Origin of the sequence: Staphylococcus sp. TE8 (assembly GCF_000692055.1) — a bacterium.
Taxonomy (GTDB): Bacteria; Bacillota; Bacilli; order Staphylococcales; family Staphylococcaceae; genus Staphylococcus; species Staphylococcus capitis.
The window spans coordinates 497807-516011 of sequence record NZ_JMGB01000001.1; the positions used below are offsets into that span (position 1 = coordinate 497807).

General features: G+C 33.3%; 16 protein-coding genes. 10 read left to right on the forward strand and 6 right to left on the reverse strand.

Annotated elements, in window-relative coordinates; genetic code table 11:
* Positions 1-3 precede the first annotated feature (3 nt).
* The 4 genes from CM54_RS02455 to CM54_RS02470 all read left to right on the forward strand — a co-directional run bounded on the left by CM54_RS02455 (position 4) and on the right by CM54_RS02470 (position 3842).
* Positions 4-816, forward strand: a complete 813-nt coding sequence (locus tag CM54_RS02455; RefSeq protein WP_030065202.1) for an ABC transporter permease — start codon at positions 4-6, stop codon at positions 814-816.
* Entirely contained in the window at positions 813-1886 is a 1074-nt protein-coding gene (locus CM54_RS02460; RefSeq protein ID WP_037548707.1) for an ABC transporter substrate-binding protein, read from the forward strand. Before CM54_RS02455 ends, CM54_RS02460 begins: the two co-directional genes overlap by 4 nt.
* A 75-nt stretch (positions 1887-1961) precedes the next feature.
* Positions 1962-3194 (forward strand): lipoteichoic acid stability factor AuxB, encoded by a 1233-nt coding sequence (gene auxB, locus CM54_RS02465; protein ID WP_037548709.1) that lies wholly within the window; start codon positions 1962-1964, stop codon positions 3192-3194.
* A 120-nt stretch (positions 3195-3314) separates the two neighbouring features.
* Positions 3315-3842 carry a DUF4064 domain-containing protein gene (locus CM54_RS02470; protein ID WP_030065209.1) on the forward strand — a complete coding sequence of 176 codons (528 nt, stop codon included), beginning with the start codon at positions 3315-3317 and terminating at the stop codon, positions 3840-3842.
* Positions 3843-3985: 143 nt separating this feature from the next.
* On the opposite strand, the gene CM54_RS02475 is transcribed toward CM54_RS02470, so the two are convergent.
* Positions 3986-5332 (reverse strand): Nramp family divalent metal transporter, encoded by a 1347-nt coding sequence (locus tag CM54_RS02475; RefSeq protein WP_030065211.1) that lies wholly within the window; start codon positions 5330-5332, stop codon positions 3986-3988.
* Positions 5333-5468: 136 nt separating this feature from the next.
* Entirely contained in the window at positions 5469-6080 is a 612-nt protein-coding gene (locus tag CM54_RS02480) for a YktB family protein (protein WP_002435449.1), read from the reverse strand.
* Between the two features lie 175 nt (positions 6081-6255).
* On the opposite strand from CM54_RS02480, the gene CM54_RS02485 reads away from it, so the two are divergent.
* Complete coding sequence (locus CM54_RS02485; protein WP_037548711.1) at positions 6256-7086, forward strand: inositol monophosphatase family protein; 831 nt, start codon at positions 6256-6258, stop codon at positions 7084-7086.
* 70 nt (positions 7087-7156) lie between these two features.
* Here the strand turns inward: CM54_RS02485 and CM54_RS02490 are convergent, their stop codons facing one another.
* The gene (locus CM54_RS02490) at positions 7157-7348 is read right to left on the reverse strand and encodes a DUF5325 family protein (RefSeq protein ID WP_002435391.1); all 192 of its coding nucleotides are present in this window, start codon (positions 7346-7348) and stop codon (positions 7157-7159) included.
* 99 nt (positions 7349-7447) lie between these two features.
* Between CM54_RS02490 and typA the strand changes: the two genes are divergently transcribed.
* Positions 7448-9295 (forward strand): translational GTPase TypA, encoded by a 1848-nt coding sequence (gene typA, locus CM54_RS02495; RefSeq protein WP_030065215.1) that lies wholly within the window; start codon positions 7448-7450, stop codon positions 9293-9295.
* Between the two features lie 56 nt (positions 9296-9351).
* Here the strand turns inward: typA and CM54_RS02500 are convergent, their stop codons facing one another.
* Positions 9352-9558 carry a DUF2197 domain-containing protein gene (locus CM54_RS02500; protein WP_037548713.1) on the reverse strand — a complete coding sequence of 69 codons (207 nt, stop codon included), beginning with the start codon at positions 9556-9558 and terminating at the stop codon, positions 9352-9354.
* 1 nt (position 9559) lies between these two features.
* Positions 9560-10042, reverse strand: a complete 483-nt coding sequence (locus tag CM54_RS02505; protein WP_023350458.1) for a hypothetical protein — start codon at positions 10040-10042, stop codon at positions 9560-9562.
* Between the two features lie 144 nt (positions 10043-10186).
* Between CM54_RS02505 and CM54_RS02510 the strand changes: the two genes are divergently transcribed.
* The 3 genes from CM54_RS02510 to CM54_RS02520 all read left to right on the forward strand — a co-directional run bounded on the left by CM54_RS02510 (position 10187) and on the right by CM54_RS02520 (position 15829).
* Positions 10187-10462, forward strand: coding sequence for a YlaN family protein (locus tag CM54_RS02510; protein WP_002435383.1), 276 nt, complete (start codon positions 10187-10189; stop codon positions 10460-10462).
* Positions 10463-10797: 335 nt separating this feature from the next.
* Positions 10798-12021: a cell division peptidoglycan polymerase FtsW gene (gene ftsW / locus CM54_RS02515; RefSeq protein ID WP_002435326.1), complete on the forward strand. Its 1224-nt coding sequence runs from the start codon at positions 10798-10800 to the stop codon at positions 12019-12021.
* Positions 12022-12379: 358 nt separating this feature from the next.
* On the forward strand, positions 12380-15829 hold the full coding sequence (locus CM54_RS02520; protein ID WP_037548716.1) for a pyruvate carboxylase: 3450 nt from the start codon (positions 12380-12382) through the stop codon (positions 15827-15829).
* Between the two features lie 213 nt (positions 15830-16042).
* On the opposite strand, the gene CM54_RS02525 is transcribed toward CM54_RS02520, so the two are convergent.
* Positions 16043-16951, reverse strand: a complete 909-nt coding sequence (locus CM54_RS02525; RefSeq protein ID WP_037548718.1) for a COX15/CtaA family protein — start codon at positions 16949-16951, stop codon at positions 16043-16045.
* A gap of 327 nt (positions 16952-17278) precedes the next feature.
* Here CM54_RS02525 and cyoE point away from each other — a divergent pair, with 327 nt between their 5' ends.
* On the forward strand, positions 17279-18190 hold the full coding sequence (cyoE, locus tag CM54_RS02530; RefSeq protein WP_002435363.1) for a heme o synthase: 912 nt from the start codon (positions 17279-17281) through the stop codon (positions 18188-18190).
* Positions 18191-18205: the final 15 nt, after the last annotated feature.

The window sequence follows — 18205 nt, forward strand, 5'->3', positions numbered from 1 at the left end:
GACGTGAAATGGTATGGAAAGATGTACATAGGAATTTTAATAGCAATACTTTATATACCGATATTTTTCTTGATGATATATTCATTTAACTCAGCTGGAAATATGATTCATTTTGAGCATTTCACGTTAGAACATTATCGTACTCTCTTCCAAGATGATCGATTAATATCTGTAATATTTAACACGGTTGCGGTCGCCCTATTAGCTGCATCAGTGTCTACGGTAATTGGTACGTTTGGCGCGATTGCTTTATATTATTTACGCAATAAAAAATTCAAAGTAACACTATTGACTTTGAATAATGTACTCATGGTCTCATCGGATGTAGTTATTGGTGCATCATTTTTAATTATGTTTACCGCAATTGGACATTTTACTGGTTTAGGTTTAGGGTTCTTTACTGTATTAGCATCACATATCGCATTTTGTATACCTATCGTAGTGATTATTGTGTTACCACAACTTTATGAAATGAACGATAACATGTTGAACGCAGCTAGAGATTTAGGAGCTAATGAATCGCAATTATTGAGTAGCGTCATTATACCTAATATCATGCCTTCAATTATTGGAGGATTTTTCATGGCTTTAACATATTCTTTAGATGACTTTACAGTTAGCTTTTTCGTAACAGGAAACGGATTTAGTGTCTTATCTGTGGAAGTTTATGCAATGGCTAGAAAAGGTATAAGTATGGAAATTAATGCTATATCGACTATATTATTTATAGTTATTTTATTAGGTATCATAGGATATTATTTAATACAACACTTTGTTAAACGTCAAAAGACGGTGAAACGGGGTGTAAGTGAATGAAACGATTTCTACAACTTATCTTTTCTGCAGTAATTATTGGTATTTTATGTTTAGTTATGAGTCATTGGTTTAAATCTAAAGAGAACACCCAAACGCAAGAAAAGATTTATGTTTATAACTGGGGAGAATACATTGATCCTAGTTTGATTAAAAAGTTCGAAAAACAAACAGGCATACAAGTTGTATATGAAACGTTTGATTCAAATGAAGCCATGGAGGCCAAAATTCGTAATGGGGGTACACATTATGATGTGGCATTTCCAAGTGAGTACACCGTGCAAAAGCTTAAGCGTTCCAATTTGTTAGTTCCTTTAGATCATACTAAAATACCCAACATCAAAAATCTTGATTCTGATTATATGAATATGTCTTATGATCCTCATAATAAATATTCATTACCTTATTTCTTTGGTACAGTGGGTATTTTATATAATAAAGATAAATATCCTCATGAAAATTTCAATAGTTGGAGTGATTTGTATCAATCTAAGTATAAAAATGATATTTTATTAGTAGACGGTGCTCGAGAAATGATGGGAATGGGATTAAACAAATTAGGTTATAGTTTGAATGATAACAATCCTTCTCATATTCAAAGAGCTGAAGTGGATTTAAAAAAATTAGTTCCACAAGTAAGAGGTGTCGTTGGAGACGAGATAACAATGATGCTTCAACAACATGAAGGTAACATCGCTGTAGTTTGGAGTGGTGTGGCAGCACCTTTAGTTCAAGGTAGTAATAAGTATAACTATGTCATTCCCAAAGAGGGATCTAATCTTTGGTTTGATAACATGGTTATTCCTAAAACTGCTCAGAATAAAGAAGGCGCATATAAATTTATGAACTTCTTATTAGATGAGAAAAATAATAAACAGAATACAGAGTGGGTAGGCTATGCAACGCCTAATAAAGCAGCTAGAGATAAGCTACCTAAAGAAGTTAGAGAAGACCATAGATTTTACCCAACAAAAAAAGAACAAAATCGTTTGGAAGTTTATAAGGATTTAGGCCAGAAAACACTTAGCGAATATAACGAAAGCTTTTTAAATTTTAAAATGAACTTAAAATAGATTGATGATAAATAGTAGTTATTTACTCATATTTCTTATATAATGATTTGATAGTAAAGTAAGGAGTTGTAGCGGATGTCAGGAGAGCAATACACACAAATTAAGCGTCCAGTCGGTCGGCTAACTGAAAAAGTACTAGGTTGGTTTAGTTGGGTATTTTTACTCATATTGACGATTGTAACGATGTTTATTGCACTTGTATCATTTAGTAATGATACATCGATTGCTAATTTAGAAAATTCATTAAATAATAATGAGTTGGTTCAACAAATTTTAGGTAACAATGATTTAAGTACAACTCAATTTGTTATTTGGTTACAAAATGGTGTTTGGGCTATCATTGTTTACTTCATCATTTGTTTATTGATTTCATTCTTAGCTTTAATTTCAATGAATATTAGAATACTTTCAGGTTTCTTATTTCTATTAGCAGCTGTAGTTACGATTCCATTGGTATTATTAGTTGTCACATTAATTATTCCAATTTTATTCTTTATCGTCGCTATCATGATGTTTGCTAGAAAAAATCGGGTAGAAACCGTACCAGCACACTATAATGATGATTATGGACAACCATACTATGATAATTATGAATACTATGATAAACGTAGACCACAGTCTACCTCTCATAATGACTATTACGAAGATGGGTACAATCACGGTTATTACGATGATTACGAACAACCACGTGATAATAAAGAATATAGAAACACACGTCGTAAACGCAGAAAAGAACGTCAACAAAGAGAAGCCTATGAAGCAGAGCACCAATATGAACCTCAACAACATGACGCTTATATGAATGATGAGTCAGAGAGTCATAATTATGATGAGACAGATGATAAATATGCTCAATTTCCAAAACGTGCTTTAGAAAGTGAATACAAGTCCACTCAGCAGGAAGAAGAAGAACCGGCGATTATGTCTAGACAGGCGAAATACAATAAGAAATCTAAAAAAGCTAAGCGTGATGAACAATTCCAAGAAGATTATTATCAAAATGAAGATGATAGTTACGGTTATGAGGATGGTTATGCTTACAACCAAGAGCCACAAGAACCTCAAGTTGATCCTAGAGAACTTAAGGCTCAACGCAAGAAAGAAAAAGCTGAAATTCGTGCGAAGAAAAGAGAAAAGAAAAAAGCTTATAATAAACGCATGAAAGAAAGAAGAAAGAATCAACCTAGTGCAGTCAATCAACGGAGAATGAATTACGAGGAACGTCGTCAAATGTTCCAAGGTGAACAACCTCAAGAAGATAATCAAGAGAACCAAGTTGAACACAAAGACGACACGGAAAATAAATAACACTATATAAGTGATTGACTTAGAATGAAAAGTCAATCACTTTTTTTTATGTGTTCGCTATAAGTTCTAATTTTTAGTATTATTGTTTTTAGAATGTAACTAAGAGGAGTGTAGCCTAATATGAATAGAAAAACAGAAACTATCTTAGCATGGATAGCTAATGGTTTAAGTATTATATATTTATTATTAACTTGTTTATCACTTTTAGTAATGAAAAGTGGTCAAAATCAACAACAATATAAAGATATAATGAAACAAATGTATGGCAATAATCAAAATGTATCCTCTGATATTTTGTTAGCCTCAATGATGATTTCAATTGGATTTTTAGCATTCTCTACAATATTAGGGATATTTGGAGCCTTAACAATCAAAGGGCGTAAAAATTTAGCAGGGGCCTTACTTATAGCTGCTGCAGTAACAGGTTTAATAACTATGAATTTCATTGCAATGATTTTATGGATTATTGCTGCTATTATGTTGTTTAGTAAAAAGAAAGACCGCAACAATCATACACACTATAATCAATCTCATAATAGAGAACAATTTAACGATAATTATCATGAAAACAAACAATCACATAATGAAGAATGGGATCCAGACAAAGAACTAAAAAATCACAAGAAAGATGATCCATACATTTATTAGGATTAAAAAGGGTAGAAATTTTAAAGTAATTTATTTAAAGATGTAAATTATTCGACATACTTAATCTACTAAAAAAGCACAAAGATGATTTTTAATTGATTCATCTTTGTGCTTCTTTTTATGAGTATATTGTATAAATTTTTTTATAATTCTTGGAACGTTTGAATGATTAAGTAAACATTTAATCCACTTAGAATGACAATTAGCATCCATGAAATAATATTAACCCACGTTTTATTAATAAAAGGTCCCATTAATTTTTTATTACTTGTAGCAAGTTGAAGCGGTATTAATGAGAAAGGTAATGCGATACTTAGAAATACTTGTGAAAATACAAGAAGTTGTTCAATTTTTTCAGAGTTGCCTTTAAAGATAATTAAACAAATGATAACTGGGATGACTGCAAGCGCTCGAGTAATCAAACGACGTAACCAGTTAGGAATTGATAATCGTAAAAATCCTTCCATCACAATTTGACCAGCCAAAGTACCTGTAATAGTAGAATTTTGTCCAGAAGCTAATAAAGCTACTGCAAATAGTGTACTCATCACGCCGCCTAAAGTTGCGCCTAATACGGGTTCAGTTTTTAAGGCATGATATAAATCGTAGAAACCACCTAAATCATTTGTTTTAGTTCCAAAAAATAGAGCTGCACCTAAAGTTAATAATAAACAATTAACTACAAAAGCTATAGATAATTGAAGGTTTGAATCAATTGTAGCGTACTTAATTGCTTGAGCTTTCTCTTCATTGTCATGTCGATCATATTTACGTGATTGAACAATTGAAGAATGTAGATATAAATTGTGAGGCATGATTGTCGCTCCAATAATACCTAAAGCAATATATAAAATGCCTTGATTAGTAACAATTTCTTTATGTGGTACAAAGCCATTCAATATATCAGTTAATTGTGGAGAAGATATAAAAACTTCAAATACAAATATCGCTAATACAGTAAATATCAATGTTCCAACGATGGCTTCAATTTTTCTGAAACCGAAGCGCATAATGAATAACAATAAGAAAACGTCGAATACGGTAATTAAGGCGCCGACAATTAATGGAATACCAAAAATTAAGTCTAACGCGATAGCACTACCAATAACTTCTGCGATGTCAGTAGCTATGATGGCTAATTCAGCGATAATCCAAAATATGATAGCTACAGGTTTACTTAAAAAATGACGTGTCATTTGCGCAAGATCTTTACCGGTTGCTATTCCTAATCTAACCGTCATACTTTGTAATAACATTGCTGCTAAACTTGAGATTAAAATCACGAATAGCAAGGTATAGCCATATTGTGCGCCACCCTGCATGGATGTAATCCAGTTGCCGGGGTCCATATAACCTACTGCCACGAGTAAACCAGGACCTAAAAATGCTAAAAACTTCTGACTTGCACTACTTTTATGGTCAAAATGAATAGTATTATTTATTTCGTCTAAACTTTGTTGTTGTTCATAGTTGTCGTCTTTTAACTTCAATCATATCACTCCTAAAATCTTATGAAAATATATTAACCTAAACAAAAAGTTAGGTCAACCTAAAAATATTGTGCGACTATAAAAAAGCTTGAATAGAATTGTAATCATTCCATTCAAGCTTAAAAATGAAGATGTATTATTGGTAAAATCTTAAAAACGCATCAAATGTTTCTTCAATAAACTGTAGAAAGGCTTTATCACTTTTTAATCTTTGATCAGAAGGCTGAATTTCTCGTGCTATGAAAAATTCACCTTTCTTAACATTAATTGCGCGATCAATAGCTTTGTGAAGATCGTCATCGTTCATATCTTTAATAAGTGTCTTTTCAGGTTTCATATGATCTAAGCAAACACTATAGTCTTCAGGTAAGTCTTTAATTTTATCGAAATGCTTTTTAAAGACTTTCATCTGATTGGCTTTATTTTTAGCCTCATGCATTACGCCGAACATTACAAATAATTGGTCTCTAAATAATCCAATTTGAAAATGTGGTAACATCTTATATCCACGTTTATTAGGAGCAAATGCTACCCACGTATCTTTAGGTGGATTAACACTACGACGCGCATGTTTAGCTACATGAGGGTAGAACTCTTCGCCAGTTTGAGTACTAAAATAATCTGCAAAGTATGTTCCTAAATTATTTAATTGAGGTCTAACATATTCATTGAGTGCTTCCATACGATTGTCTAGACCTTCGACATCGAAAGCTTTAAAATCTTTTGGAGCAAATGTATATTGAGTCATTTTATGCCTCCTAATAATTGATTACATATATTGTAGCATAGTTAAGGATTTCTAACCTAAAGTATAAGCTTGTTAATTAGGCGTTTGAATTCTTTAAAATAAGGTAAATCTATGTGTATTAATATAATTTTGAAGATGACATCATGTATAATGGTAAGTAATAGGAGATGATACGATGGCATTATATGATTTTGCAAAGGGAATAATACTAGAGGCTGGTAATAAAGTTCGTCATATGATGAAAGATGATCTGGATATAGAAATGAAATCTAATCCGAATGATTTAGTCACGAATGTTGATAAGGCTACTGAAAATTATCTTTATGAAACGATTCATCACAATTATCCTGAACACCGAGTTATAGGTGAAGAAGGGCACGGACATAATTTAAAAGATACACAAGGCATCATTTGGGTCATAGATCCCATAGACGGTACGCTAAACTTCGTTCATCAAAAAGAAAATTTTGCGATATCAATTGGTATTTACCATGATGGTAAACCGTACGCTGGGTTCGTATATGATGTAATGAGAGACGTTCTATACCACACTAAAGTTGGTGAAGGTGCCTTTGAAAATAGCCATCAGTTAAAGCCTCTTGAAGATTCCGAACTTAAATCAAGTATCATTGGTATAAATCCTAACTGGTTAACTAAACCAATAATGGGAAAAGTGTTCGCACCAATAGTAGAGGACGCTAGAAGTGCAAGAGCTTATGGTAGTGCTGCATTAGAAATTATAAGTGTGGCTAAAGGTCAACTTGCTGCGTACCTTACACCAAGATTACAACCATGGGATTTTGCTGGAGGCTTAATGATATTGAATGAAGTGGGAGGCGTAGGTAGTAACTTATTAGGGGACAGACTTGAAATGAACCACCCTAATTCTATTTTAATGGCTAACGCAAAACTTCATCGAGAGATCCTTAATAACTATTTAAGTGAATTTGAAGAGACGATTGCTAAACATCATGAACAGCGATTTGGTAGAAAACGAGAAAAATAAAAGCAGAGACGACATTGAATCGTCTCTGCTTTAACTTGTTGATCTAACATTATAATGTTAGATGTCTATGTTACAGCCAGTTGTTTTCTCTGTATTTCTTTTTAACAGTGAAACCAACGCCAAATGTTGCAATGAGTAATATAAATGTTAAAATCATCCATGGAACATTAGCAGCACCTAATGCAAAACTAAAAGATACTAAGAAAATGACTGCTAAAATAGAGAATATCCAGAAGATGCCTTTTGATTTTTTTTGTTGCATCCCATACCCCACCTTTTACTTATCTTTTCACTAATATATGATATAATAAAACAGTTGTAATTAAAAGTGGGAGTTTACTCAAGAAAGGAAATTTATAAAATGACTAATTTAAGAGAAGATGTTCGTAATATAGCGATTATTGCGCACGTTGACCATGGTAAAACAACTTTAGTAGATGAGTTGCTTAAACAGTCTGGTATTTTCAGAGAAAATGAACATGTAGACGAACGTGCAATGGATTCAAACGATTTAGAAAGAGAACGTGGTATTACGATTCTTGCTAAAAATACAGCAATTGATTATAAAGGCACACGTATTAATATCTTAGACACACCTGGCCATGCCGATTTCGGTGGGGAAGTTGAACGTATTATGAAAATGGTTGATGGTGTTGTTCTTGTAGTTGATGCATATGAAGGTACAATGCCACAAACTCGTTTTGTTCTTAAAAAAGCATTAGAACAAAATTTAAAACCAGTAGTAGTTGTAAATAAAATTGATAAACCAGCTGCACGTCCTGAAGGCGTAGTAGATGAAGTATTAGACTTATTTATCGAATTAGAAGCAAATGATGAACAGTTAGATTTCCCAGTTGTTTATGCTTCAGCAGTAAACGGTACAGCAAGCCTTGAATCAGATAAGCAAGATGAAAACATGCAATCATTATTTGAAACAATAATTGATTATGTTCCCGCTCCAATTGATAATCAAGATGAACCGTTACAATTCCAAGTCGCATTATTAGATTATAACGACTATGTTGGACGTATTGGAGTTGGGCGCGTATTTAGAGGTAAAATGCGTGTTGGAGATAACGTATCATTAATCAAGTTAGATGGCTCAATCAAGAATTTCCGAGTAACTAAAATATTTGGTTACTTTGGTTTAAAACGTGAAGAAATTGAAGAAGCACAAGCTGGAGACTTAATCGCTGTGTCAGGAATGGAAGATATCAATGTTGGTGAAACTGTGACACCTCATGATCATCAAGAAGCGTTACCTGTGTTACGTATTGACGAACCAACACTTGAAATGACTTTCCGAGTAAATAATTCACCATTTGCTGGTCGAGAAGGTGACTATGTCACTGCACGTCAAATTCAAGAAAGATTAGAGCAACAACTTGAAACAGACGTTTCATTAAAAGTTACTCCAACAGACCAACCAGATGCTTGGATTGTAGCTGGACGCGGTGAGTTACACCTTTCAATCTTAATTGAAAATATGAGACGTGAAGGTTTTGAATTACAAGTTTCTAAACCTCAAGTTATTTTAAGAGAAATCGACGGCGTGTTAAGCGAACCATTTGAACGTGTACAATGTGAGGTACCTTCTGAAAACGCTGGTGCAGTAATTGAATCTCTAGGTGCACGTAAAGGTGAAATGTTAGATATGATGACTACTGATAATGGTCTTACGCGTCTTATCTTTATGGTACCAGCACGTGGTATGATTGGTTATACTACAGAATTTATGTCTATGACACGTGGTTATGGTATTATTAACCATACTTTCGAAGAATTTAGACCTCGTGTTAAAGCTCAAATAGGTGGGCGTCGTAACGGTGCTTTAATCTCAATGGACCAAGGTCAAGCTACATCATATGCAATTATTAACTTAGAAGACCGTGGTGTAAACTTCATGGAACCAGGTACAGAAGTTTATGAAGGTATGATAGTTGGTGAACATAACCGTGAAAATGATTTAACAGTTAATATTACGAAAGCGAAGCATCAAACTAACGTACGCTCTGCTACGAAAGATCAAACTCAAACGATGAATCGTCCTAGAATTTTAACTTTAGAAGAAGCATTACAATTTATCAATGACGATGAATTAGTTGAAGTTACACCAGAAAATATTAGATTAAGAAAGAAAATCTTAAACAAATCAGCACGTGAAAAAGAAGCAAAACGCGTTAAACAAATGATGCAAGAAGATCAATAATATAGATAAAAGGTGCGGCTTAAGTTATGGATAACTTAAGTCGCACCTTTTTTTTATCATTCATCTTTATCGATTGAATGATTTACTGTTTTAGAAATGTCTTCCATCACTTGTGGTTTGCGTTGTTTAGGTGTATCTAAACGACTTTTACAATCATCGCACATAAAGGTGCGAATAGGATTGTTTCTTAAGCGTTTAGCCTCAACTGTTTGTTCATCAATAAACACTTTTGTATCACAAATGATACATTGAACTTCTAGCACATTAAATCACCTCTATATGAGTTACATATTTGAATTCATATGTATACCCATCCTCTGGCACATAAACAAAGCTATCAACGGCATTGTCGCTATATAATCGTTTGCCATCTTTCGCGAATTGGAAGAATAAGTAAGGTAATAATTCAATTGGTATTTCGATAGCATCATTATCATTATAAAGTTTTATTGCTGTTGCTTTATCGTGTGGTTCAGCATTTTTGAAAAATGGTGTCATATTAATGACGAAAGATCCTTCTAAAACTGAACGCTTTTTATATTTAATTTCTGAATCAAGTGTAGGTGGATTAGTTTGTCCTTCTAAAATAGCTCGATTCCATTCAGTGTTATCTTCGAAGTTAACAGGTCTAGTACCGTCGAAAACCCCACGCTCTAAATCATCGATACTCACTTTTCTGTCATCGAAAATCCAAGTTGTACTATCCAAAGAGATAGGAAACTTAACTGCACCCTTAATTTGGATCATATATGCCCACTCCCTCATTTTTTATCTTTAATTATTTTAACATAAAATCATAGTGACTTAATTTAAATTCACTTGCTTTTTAATACCTATTAAGATAAACTTCTAATGTGAAGATATTAATTGAAATGATAGGGGGAGTATGTCATGGCTAACCAATCGAAATTAAATAATGCGGCATATGACCAGTTGAATAAAGATGCTGATAGAATCTTACATCTTATTAAAGTTCAGATGGATAACTTAACTTTACCTTCTTGTCCGCTTTATGAAGAAGTGTTAGATACTCAAATGTTTGGCCTTCAAAAAGAGGTTGATTTCGCTGTTCAACTTGGTTTAGTTGATAAAGAAGATGGTAAGCAATTAATGTTAAGATTAGAAAAAGAACTTTCTAAATTACATGAAGCTTTCACAAATGTTTAATGTTTTACTTCCAATAGATTTAGCATAACGCACGTATTTAAAGTGTCAATATGAATGCGTTAATAACATATATATTTACGACAACGTATAGACTTAATCGTACATATACGTCATCGTATGAGTGACTGAGATGATATCTGAAGGTGATATCTTTCTCAGTCATTTTTGTTTCAGGCTTATCCTATAAAATAAGTTGATGCTTAACCTAATAATATTTGTTTAATTGAAGGGTTCAAGTATATAATAGGTAAGACAGCTTTTTAAAAAGTGAAGATAAATGAACTAAGTCAACGAAGTGATTAACTTTAAAAATTTAGAATTGGATGATCTAGTATATGAATAATTTTAAAAATATAATGCGGTATATTGGAAAAACTTCTAAATTTATCGATTATCCATTATTAATTACATACGTACTCCTGTGTTTGATTGGATTAGTAATGGTATACAGCGCAAGTATGGTAGCTGCAACTAAAGGTACTTTAACTGGTGGTGTAGCCGTTGCAGGAACTTACTTTTATAATAGACAACTTTTATACGTTATTATGAGTTTCGCTATAGTCTTTTTTATGGCATTTATTATGAATGTAAAAGTCCTAAAGAAGCCTAATGTTCAAAAAGGAATGATGATTGGTATTTTCGTACTACTATTACTGACTTTAGTTATTGGTAAAAATATCAATGGTTCCAAGAGTTGGATTAATTTAGGTTTTATGAATCTACAAGCATCAGAGTTACTAAAAATTGCCATCATTCTTTACATACCATTTATGATTGAAAAGAAAATGCCTGCAGTAAGACAGAACATCAAGTTAATCTTAGGTCCAATTCTATTCGTAGTAACGTGTCTGGTTCTTGTTCTTTTCCAAAAGGACGTTGGGCAAACGATGTTAATACTAATCATCTTCTTCTCAATTATTTTCTATTCTGGTATTGGTGTTCAGAATATGTTGAAGTGGGGATTATTAGTAGCTTTAGGATTTGTTATTATTGCATCGTTTATGTTGATACTACATATGGTTCCTAGTTATTTAGAAGCACGTTTTAGTACGTTAACAAATCCATTTGGACAAGAATCAGGAACAGGGTATCATATTTCTAATTCCTTAATGGCGATAGGTAATGGTGGGCTATTTGGACGTGGATTAGGTAACAGTATAATGAAATTGGGTTACTTGCCAGAACCTCATACTGATTTTATCTTTGCGGTGATATGCGAAGAGTTAGGTTTAGTGGGTGGCTTATTAGTAATTATTTTAGAATATTTCATTGTTTATCGAGCATTCCAATTAGCTAATAAAACAAATTCTTATTTTTACAAATTAGTTTGCGTCGGTATCGCAAGTTATATAGGAAGCCAAACATTTGTTAATATCGGTGGTATTTCAGCTACAATCCCATTAACAGGTGTACCGTTACCATTTATTAGTTTTGGTGGTTCAGCAATGATTAGTTTAAGTATTGCAATGGGTCTTTTATTAATTACTGCTAAACAAATCAAACAAGATGATAAACGCCAAAAGCAACGTAAAATCGATATGAAACGCCGTTATAATTAAATAAGTTATTTAAGACAATCTATAGTTAAATGATTTTCAAGAAGTTGAGATCAAGCTATTATAGATTGTCTTTTTTATTATTTTAAAAATTAAAATAATGTAAAGCATTTATTCTAAACTAGCACATATGTACTATTAATGATAAAATTAAGTTATCAACAATAATAAGATTATCTGAAGTTATAGATTTGATAGTGTAGAGAAATTTCATGATCATTTTGTTGCATTGTAAAGTGTTACAAAAAATTAAATTATCTTTAACTTTGTAAATTACTATAGAATTATTCAATCATTTAAGATAAAATCTTATTATCTAATTAGTTAGAAAATTCAAAAAATACGAGGGGTGTCTTCGCTTTTGAAACATATAAAGAAGTTACTTGTTGCTAACCGTGGTGAAATTGCCATCAGGATTTTTAGAGCAGCAGCAGAGTTAAATATCAATACAGTAGCAATATATTCTAATGAAGATAAAAGTTCATTACATAGATATAAGGCAGACGAATCTTACTTAGTTGGTAGTGATTTGGGACCTGCTGAAAGTTATTTAAACATTGAACGCATCATCGAGGTAGCGAAACGTGCAGGTGTAGATGCGATTCACCCTGGATATGGTTTTCTAAGTGAAAATGAACAGTTCGCACGTCGTTGTGCGGAAGAAAATATTAAATTTATAGGTCCCCATCTTGAACATTTAGATATGTTTGGAGATAAGGTCAAAGCGAGAACAACTGCTATTAAAGCCGATTTGCCTGTTATTCCAGGTACAGATGGGCCAATTGAAAGTTTTGAAGCAGCCAAACAATTCGCAGAAGAAGCTGGCTTTCCACTAATGATTAAAGCGACTAGTGGTGGAGGCGGTAAAGGTATGCGTATTGTACGGGAAGAAAGTGAACTTGAAGATGCTTTCCACCGTGCTAAATCAGAAGCTGAAAAGTCTTTTGGCAATAGCGAAGTTTATATTGAAAGATATATTGATAATCCTAAACATATTGAAGTACAAGTTATTGGTGATGAACTAGGCAATATTATACATTTGTATGAAAGAGATTGTTCGGTACAACGACGCCATCAGAAAGTTGTTGAAGTTGCACCTTCAGTAGGATTATCAAACAGTTTAAGAGAACGTATTTGTGAAGCAGCTATTCAGTTGATGGAGAATATTAAATATGTAAATGCCGGAACAGTTGAATTTTTAGTCTCAGGTGATGAATTCTTCTTTATTGAAGTCAATCCACGTGTACAAGTTGAACATACAATTACTGAGATGATCACAGGTATAGATATTGTTAAAACTCAAATTTTAGTGGCTGATGGCGAGTCACTTTTTGGTGATAGAATTGCTATGCCAAAACAACAAGATATTCAAACTCTTGGATACGCGATTCAATGTCGTATTACTACTGAAGACCCATTGAATGATTTTATGCCAGATTCAGGAACAATCATCGCATACCGTTCGAGCGGTGGATTTGGAGTTAGATTGGATGCTGGCGATGGTTTCCAAGGAGCTGAAATCTCACCATACTATGATTCTCTCTTGGTTAAATTATCTACACATGCGTTTTCTTATAAACAAGCTGAAGAAAAAATGGAACGTTCACTACGAGAAATGCGTATACGTGGAGTTAAAACCAACATTCCGTTTTTAATCAACGTGATGCGAAATGATAAATTTAGAAGTGGAGATTATACAACTAAATTTATAGAAGAAACACCAGAATTATTCGATATTGCACCTACACTTGATAGAGGTACTAAGACACTGGAATATATTGGGAATGTAACTATAAATGGCTTCCCTAATGTGGAACAACGTCCTAAACCAGATTACGAATCAACATCAATCCCGAGAGTATCTCAAGATCGTATTAATCAATTATCTGGAACGAAACAAATTTTAGATGACCAAGGACCTAGGGGTCTTGCTGATTGGGTACGAGCACAGGAAGACGTACTCATTACAGATACCACATTCAGAGATGCACATCAGTCATTATTAGCTACTCGTGTAAGAACGAAAGACATGATGAATATTGCGTCTAAAACTGCTGAAGTATTTAAAGATAGCTTTTCATTAGAAATGTGGGGTGGCGCAACCTTTGATGTGGCATATAATTTCTTAAAAGAGAATCCTTGGGAACGTTTAGAAAGATTGCGTAAAGCAATACCTAATGTCTTGTTCCAAATGTTATTACGTGCATCTAACGCCGTTGGTTACAAAAACTATCCTGATAATGTAATTAAGAAATTTGTACATGAAAGTGCTAACGCAGGTGTAGATATCTTCCGTATCTTCGACTCATTAAACTGGGTCGATCAAATGAAAATTGCTAATGAAGCCGTGCAAGAAGCAGGTAAAATATCTGAAGGTGCAATTTGTTACACAGGCGATATTTTAAATGTCGAACGTTCTAATATCTATACATTAGATTACTACGTGAAAATGGCTAAAGAATTAGAAAGAGAAGGATTCCATATTTTAGCAATTAAAGACATGGCTGGATTGCTGAAACCAAAAGCAGCTAATGAATTAATCGGTGAATTACGTGCAGCAGTTAATTTACCAATTCATCTCCATACACATGATACAAGTGGAAATGGTTTGCTAACTTATAAACAAGCTATTGACGCAGGTGTAGATATCATAGATACAGCTGTTGCTTCAATGAGTGGATTGACAAGTCAGCCTAGTGCGAATTCTTTATATTATGCACTTAATGGTTTCCCACGCAACTTAAGAACTGATATTGAAGGTTTAGAAGAATTAAGTCATTACTGGGCTACTGTTCGTCCTTACTATGCTGACTTTGAAAGTGATATTAAATCACCTAACACTGAAATATATCAACACGAAATGCCTGGAGGTCAGTACTCTAATTTAAGTCAACAAGCTAAAAGTTTAGGATTAGGCGGGCGCTTTGACGAAGTAAAAGATATGTATCGTAGAGTGAATTTCTTATTTGGTGATATAGTTAAGGTAACACCATCTTCTAAAGTAGTGGGAGATATGGCACTCTACATGGTGCAGAATGATTTAGATGAATCATCAGTACTTAGTGATGGGTATAAACTTGATTTTCCTGAATCAGTGGTTTCATTCTTTAAAGGTGAAATTGGTCAGCCAGTAAATGGGTTTAATCGAAAATTACAAGAAGTTATTCTCAAAGGCCAACAACCACTTACTGAGAGACCTGGAGAATATTTAGAGCCAGTTGACTTTGACGAGATTCGTGAAGAGTTAGCTGAAAAGCAACAGGGTAAAGTGACTGAACAAGATGTTATAAGCTATGTCCTATATCCGAAAGTGTATAACCAATATATTCAAACAAAAGAGCAATATGGTGATCTATCATTACTTGATACACCGACATTCTTGTTTGGTATGCGTAATGGTGAAACCGTTGAAATAGAAATTGATACGGGTAAACGATTAATAATTAAACTCGAAACAATTAGTGAACCTGATGAAAATGGTAATCGTACAATTTATTATGCTATGAATGGTCAAGCACGTCGAATTTATATTAAAGATGAAAATGTGAAGACAAATGCTAATGTGAAACCTAAAGCTGATAAAACTAATCCTAGCCATATAGGAGCTCAAATGCCTGGATCTGTCACTGAGGTTAAAGTTGCTGTAGGTGATGAAGTTAAAGCAAATCAACCATTGTTGATTACTGAAGCTATGAAGATGGAAACTACTATACAAGCACCATTTGATGGTGTAATTAAACAAGTTACTGTAGTGAGTGGTGATGCCATTGCAACCGGCGATCTACTTATTGAAATAGAAAAGCTATCATAATATGCGAAACCCGCCCGATTGTGTGATGATTGAAAGTTTACACAATCGGGCGGGCTTTTATATACGCTGGCAATAATGTATGACGTATGTGTGGGTATATAGAACGCGCCCTTCAAGGTAAACTTATACTCATTATCCTTGAAGGGCGCGGGTAGCAAATGAAGTTGTATTTTCCATTTAACCTAGAAATGAAGGTTAAAATTTATAGTAATACTATTTCATACTACGTGTTGTTCTTAACATCAATAAGATGAAGTAGGCAATCATTCCGAATAAATATGTGATAAATAATGCATGGAATAATGCAATAATTAAATTTACATTTGTTATAACAGATAGCGCACCTGTAATAACTTGTAAAATAACTAAAATAAATGCAGCAGTATAACCATAACGTACTGTGCGATTGTCAGAATAATTTTTAATAGCATGAATAAATGTGAACATAATCCACATAAATGTGATAAATGCCATACCTCTATGGGCGAATTGTACCCAATCATGCGCATTATGTGGCACAATATCATTAAATGGCACTGGCCATGCACCATAAGCAAGACTCGACTTAGTATGTCTTACTAATGCACCAGTATAAATTGTAAGGTACACAATAATTGCCATCAGCCATGTTAATGTACGAAGTGGCTTCTTAATAAATAATTCATCAGCTTCATATTTTTGGTCAACAGAAAATATGATTAGAGTCATTACGAATACTGATGAAAAACTAATTAAAGAAATACCAAAATGTAATGCAAGAACATAAGCATTCTGTTGCCATATTACGGCTGCGGCTCCTATTAGTGCTTGGACAAGTAAGAAAGTAACACTAATGATTGAAAGTGGTTTGATTTCTTTAATATATCCAATATTCTTCCATGCTGTAATGACTAACCAAAGCACGACGATAAGAGATAGACCTGATACAGCTCTGTGACTTAATTCAATAATCGTCTGAATTGGTAAATTTTGAGGAAGAAGTGCACCATTACATAATGGCCATGATGATCCACAACCATCTTCTGATCCTGTTTTAGTTACGAGGGCGCCACCCAATTGAACAAAGGTCATAATAATCGTAGCTAAAACACCTAACCATTTAAGGTTCTGCTTTCTAAACAATGATAAACACCCCATCATTAATTAAAGTACGCATTTTTTTGCCATCTTTTGTCATAAATTTTAACGTTATTTATTGCATCACATATTGTGGTTATAAGACAAAAAAGACAATATAAATTGTTTTGACACTTGTTATTTTAGTACTTTAAATTAATGTACATATTTTTACTTTTAACTCATTATAACAAGAATACCATTTTTAATTGTGTCACAAAATCGACGATTTATAATGTCGCTAAAGTGTCACAATTTAATTTTATAAAACCTAGTCTTTTAATAAAATATACTATATCATTGTACTATATGAAAAATTCAAGGAGGGGAACTATGAGCAAAGAACACACTTTGTCACAGGATACGGGCCGAGTAACCTTCAAAGAATTACAACAAATCATAAAAATGGGCCTCGTTCAAGGTAACTTGATACCTGCATTTGCAGGCGCATGGCTTGCAGTTGTAATGACAAACCATTCCTTCCTATCGTCTATACCTCAAATATTATTGATGATTGTTGGCTCTACTTTAATCATGGGGGGCGCATGTGCTTTAAATAATTATTATGATCAAGATATTGATAGCATCATGCCTAGTAAACAAAGTAGACCGACTGTAAACGATAGAATCTCAGATAGAAACTTATTAATATTAAGCTTTGGTATGATGTTAATTGGTGAAGCTAGTCTTTTCCTATTGAACGTACCTTCAGGCGTTTTAGGTTTAATAGGTATTGTAGGATATGTTTCTTATTATTCAATTTGGTCTAAACGACATACAACTTGGAATACAGTTGTTGGAAGTTTTCCTGGTGCTGTACCACCTTTAATTGGCTGGGTAGCTATCGATGGCAATATTAGTTTAGCAGCCATTGCACTATTTTTAGTTGTCTTTTGTTGGCAACCCGTTCACTTTTATGCACTTGCTATTAAAAGAAGTGACGAATATTCATTAGCTAATATTCCGATGTTACCATCAGTTAAAGGTTTTAAACGCACTAGAATTAGCATGTTCATTTGGTTAGTATTCTTATTACCTTTACCATTCTTATTGTCTGGCTTAGGTGTAACATTTGTAGTCATCGCTACATTACTTAATCTAGGATGGTTAGCATTAGGATTGACTACCTTTAAGAAAGATTCTGACCAAACAAAATGGGCGACAAAAATGTTCATTTATTCATTGAACTACTTAGTTGTATTTTTCGTACTTGTTGTTGTCGTTTCATTAATTAAAATGATCTAAATTTACTTAAGTAAG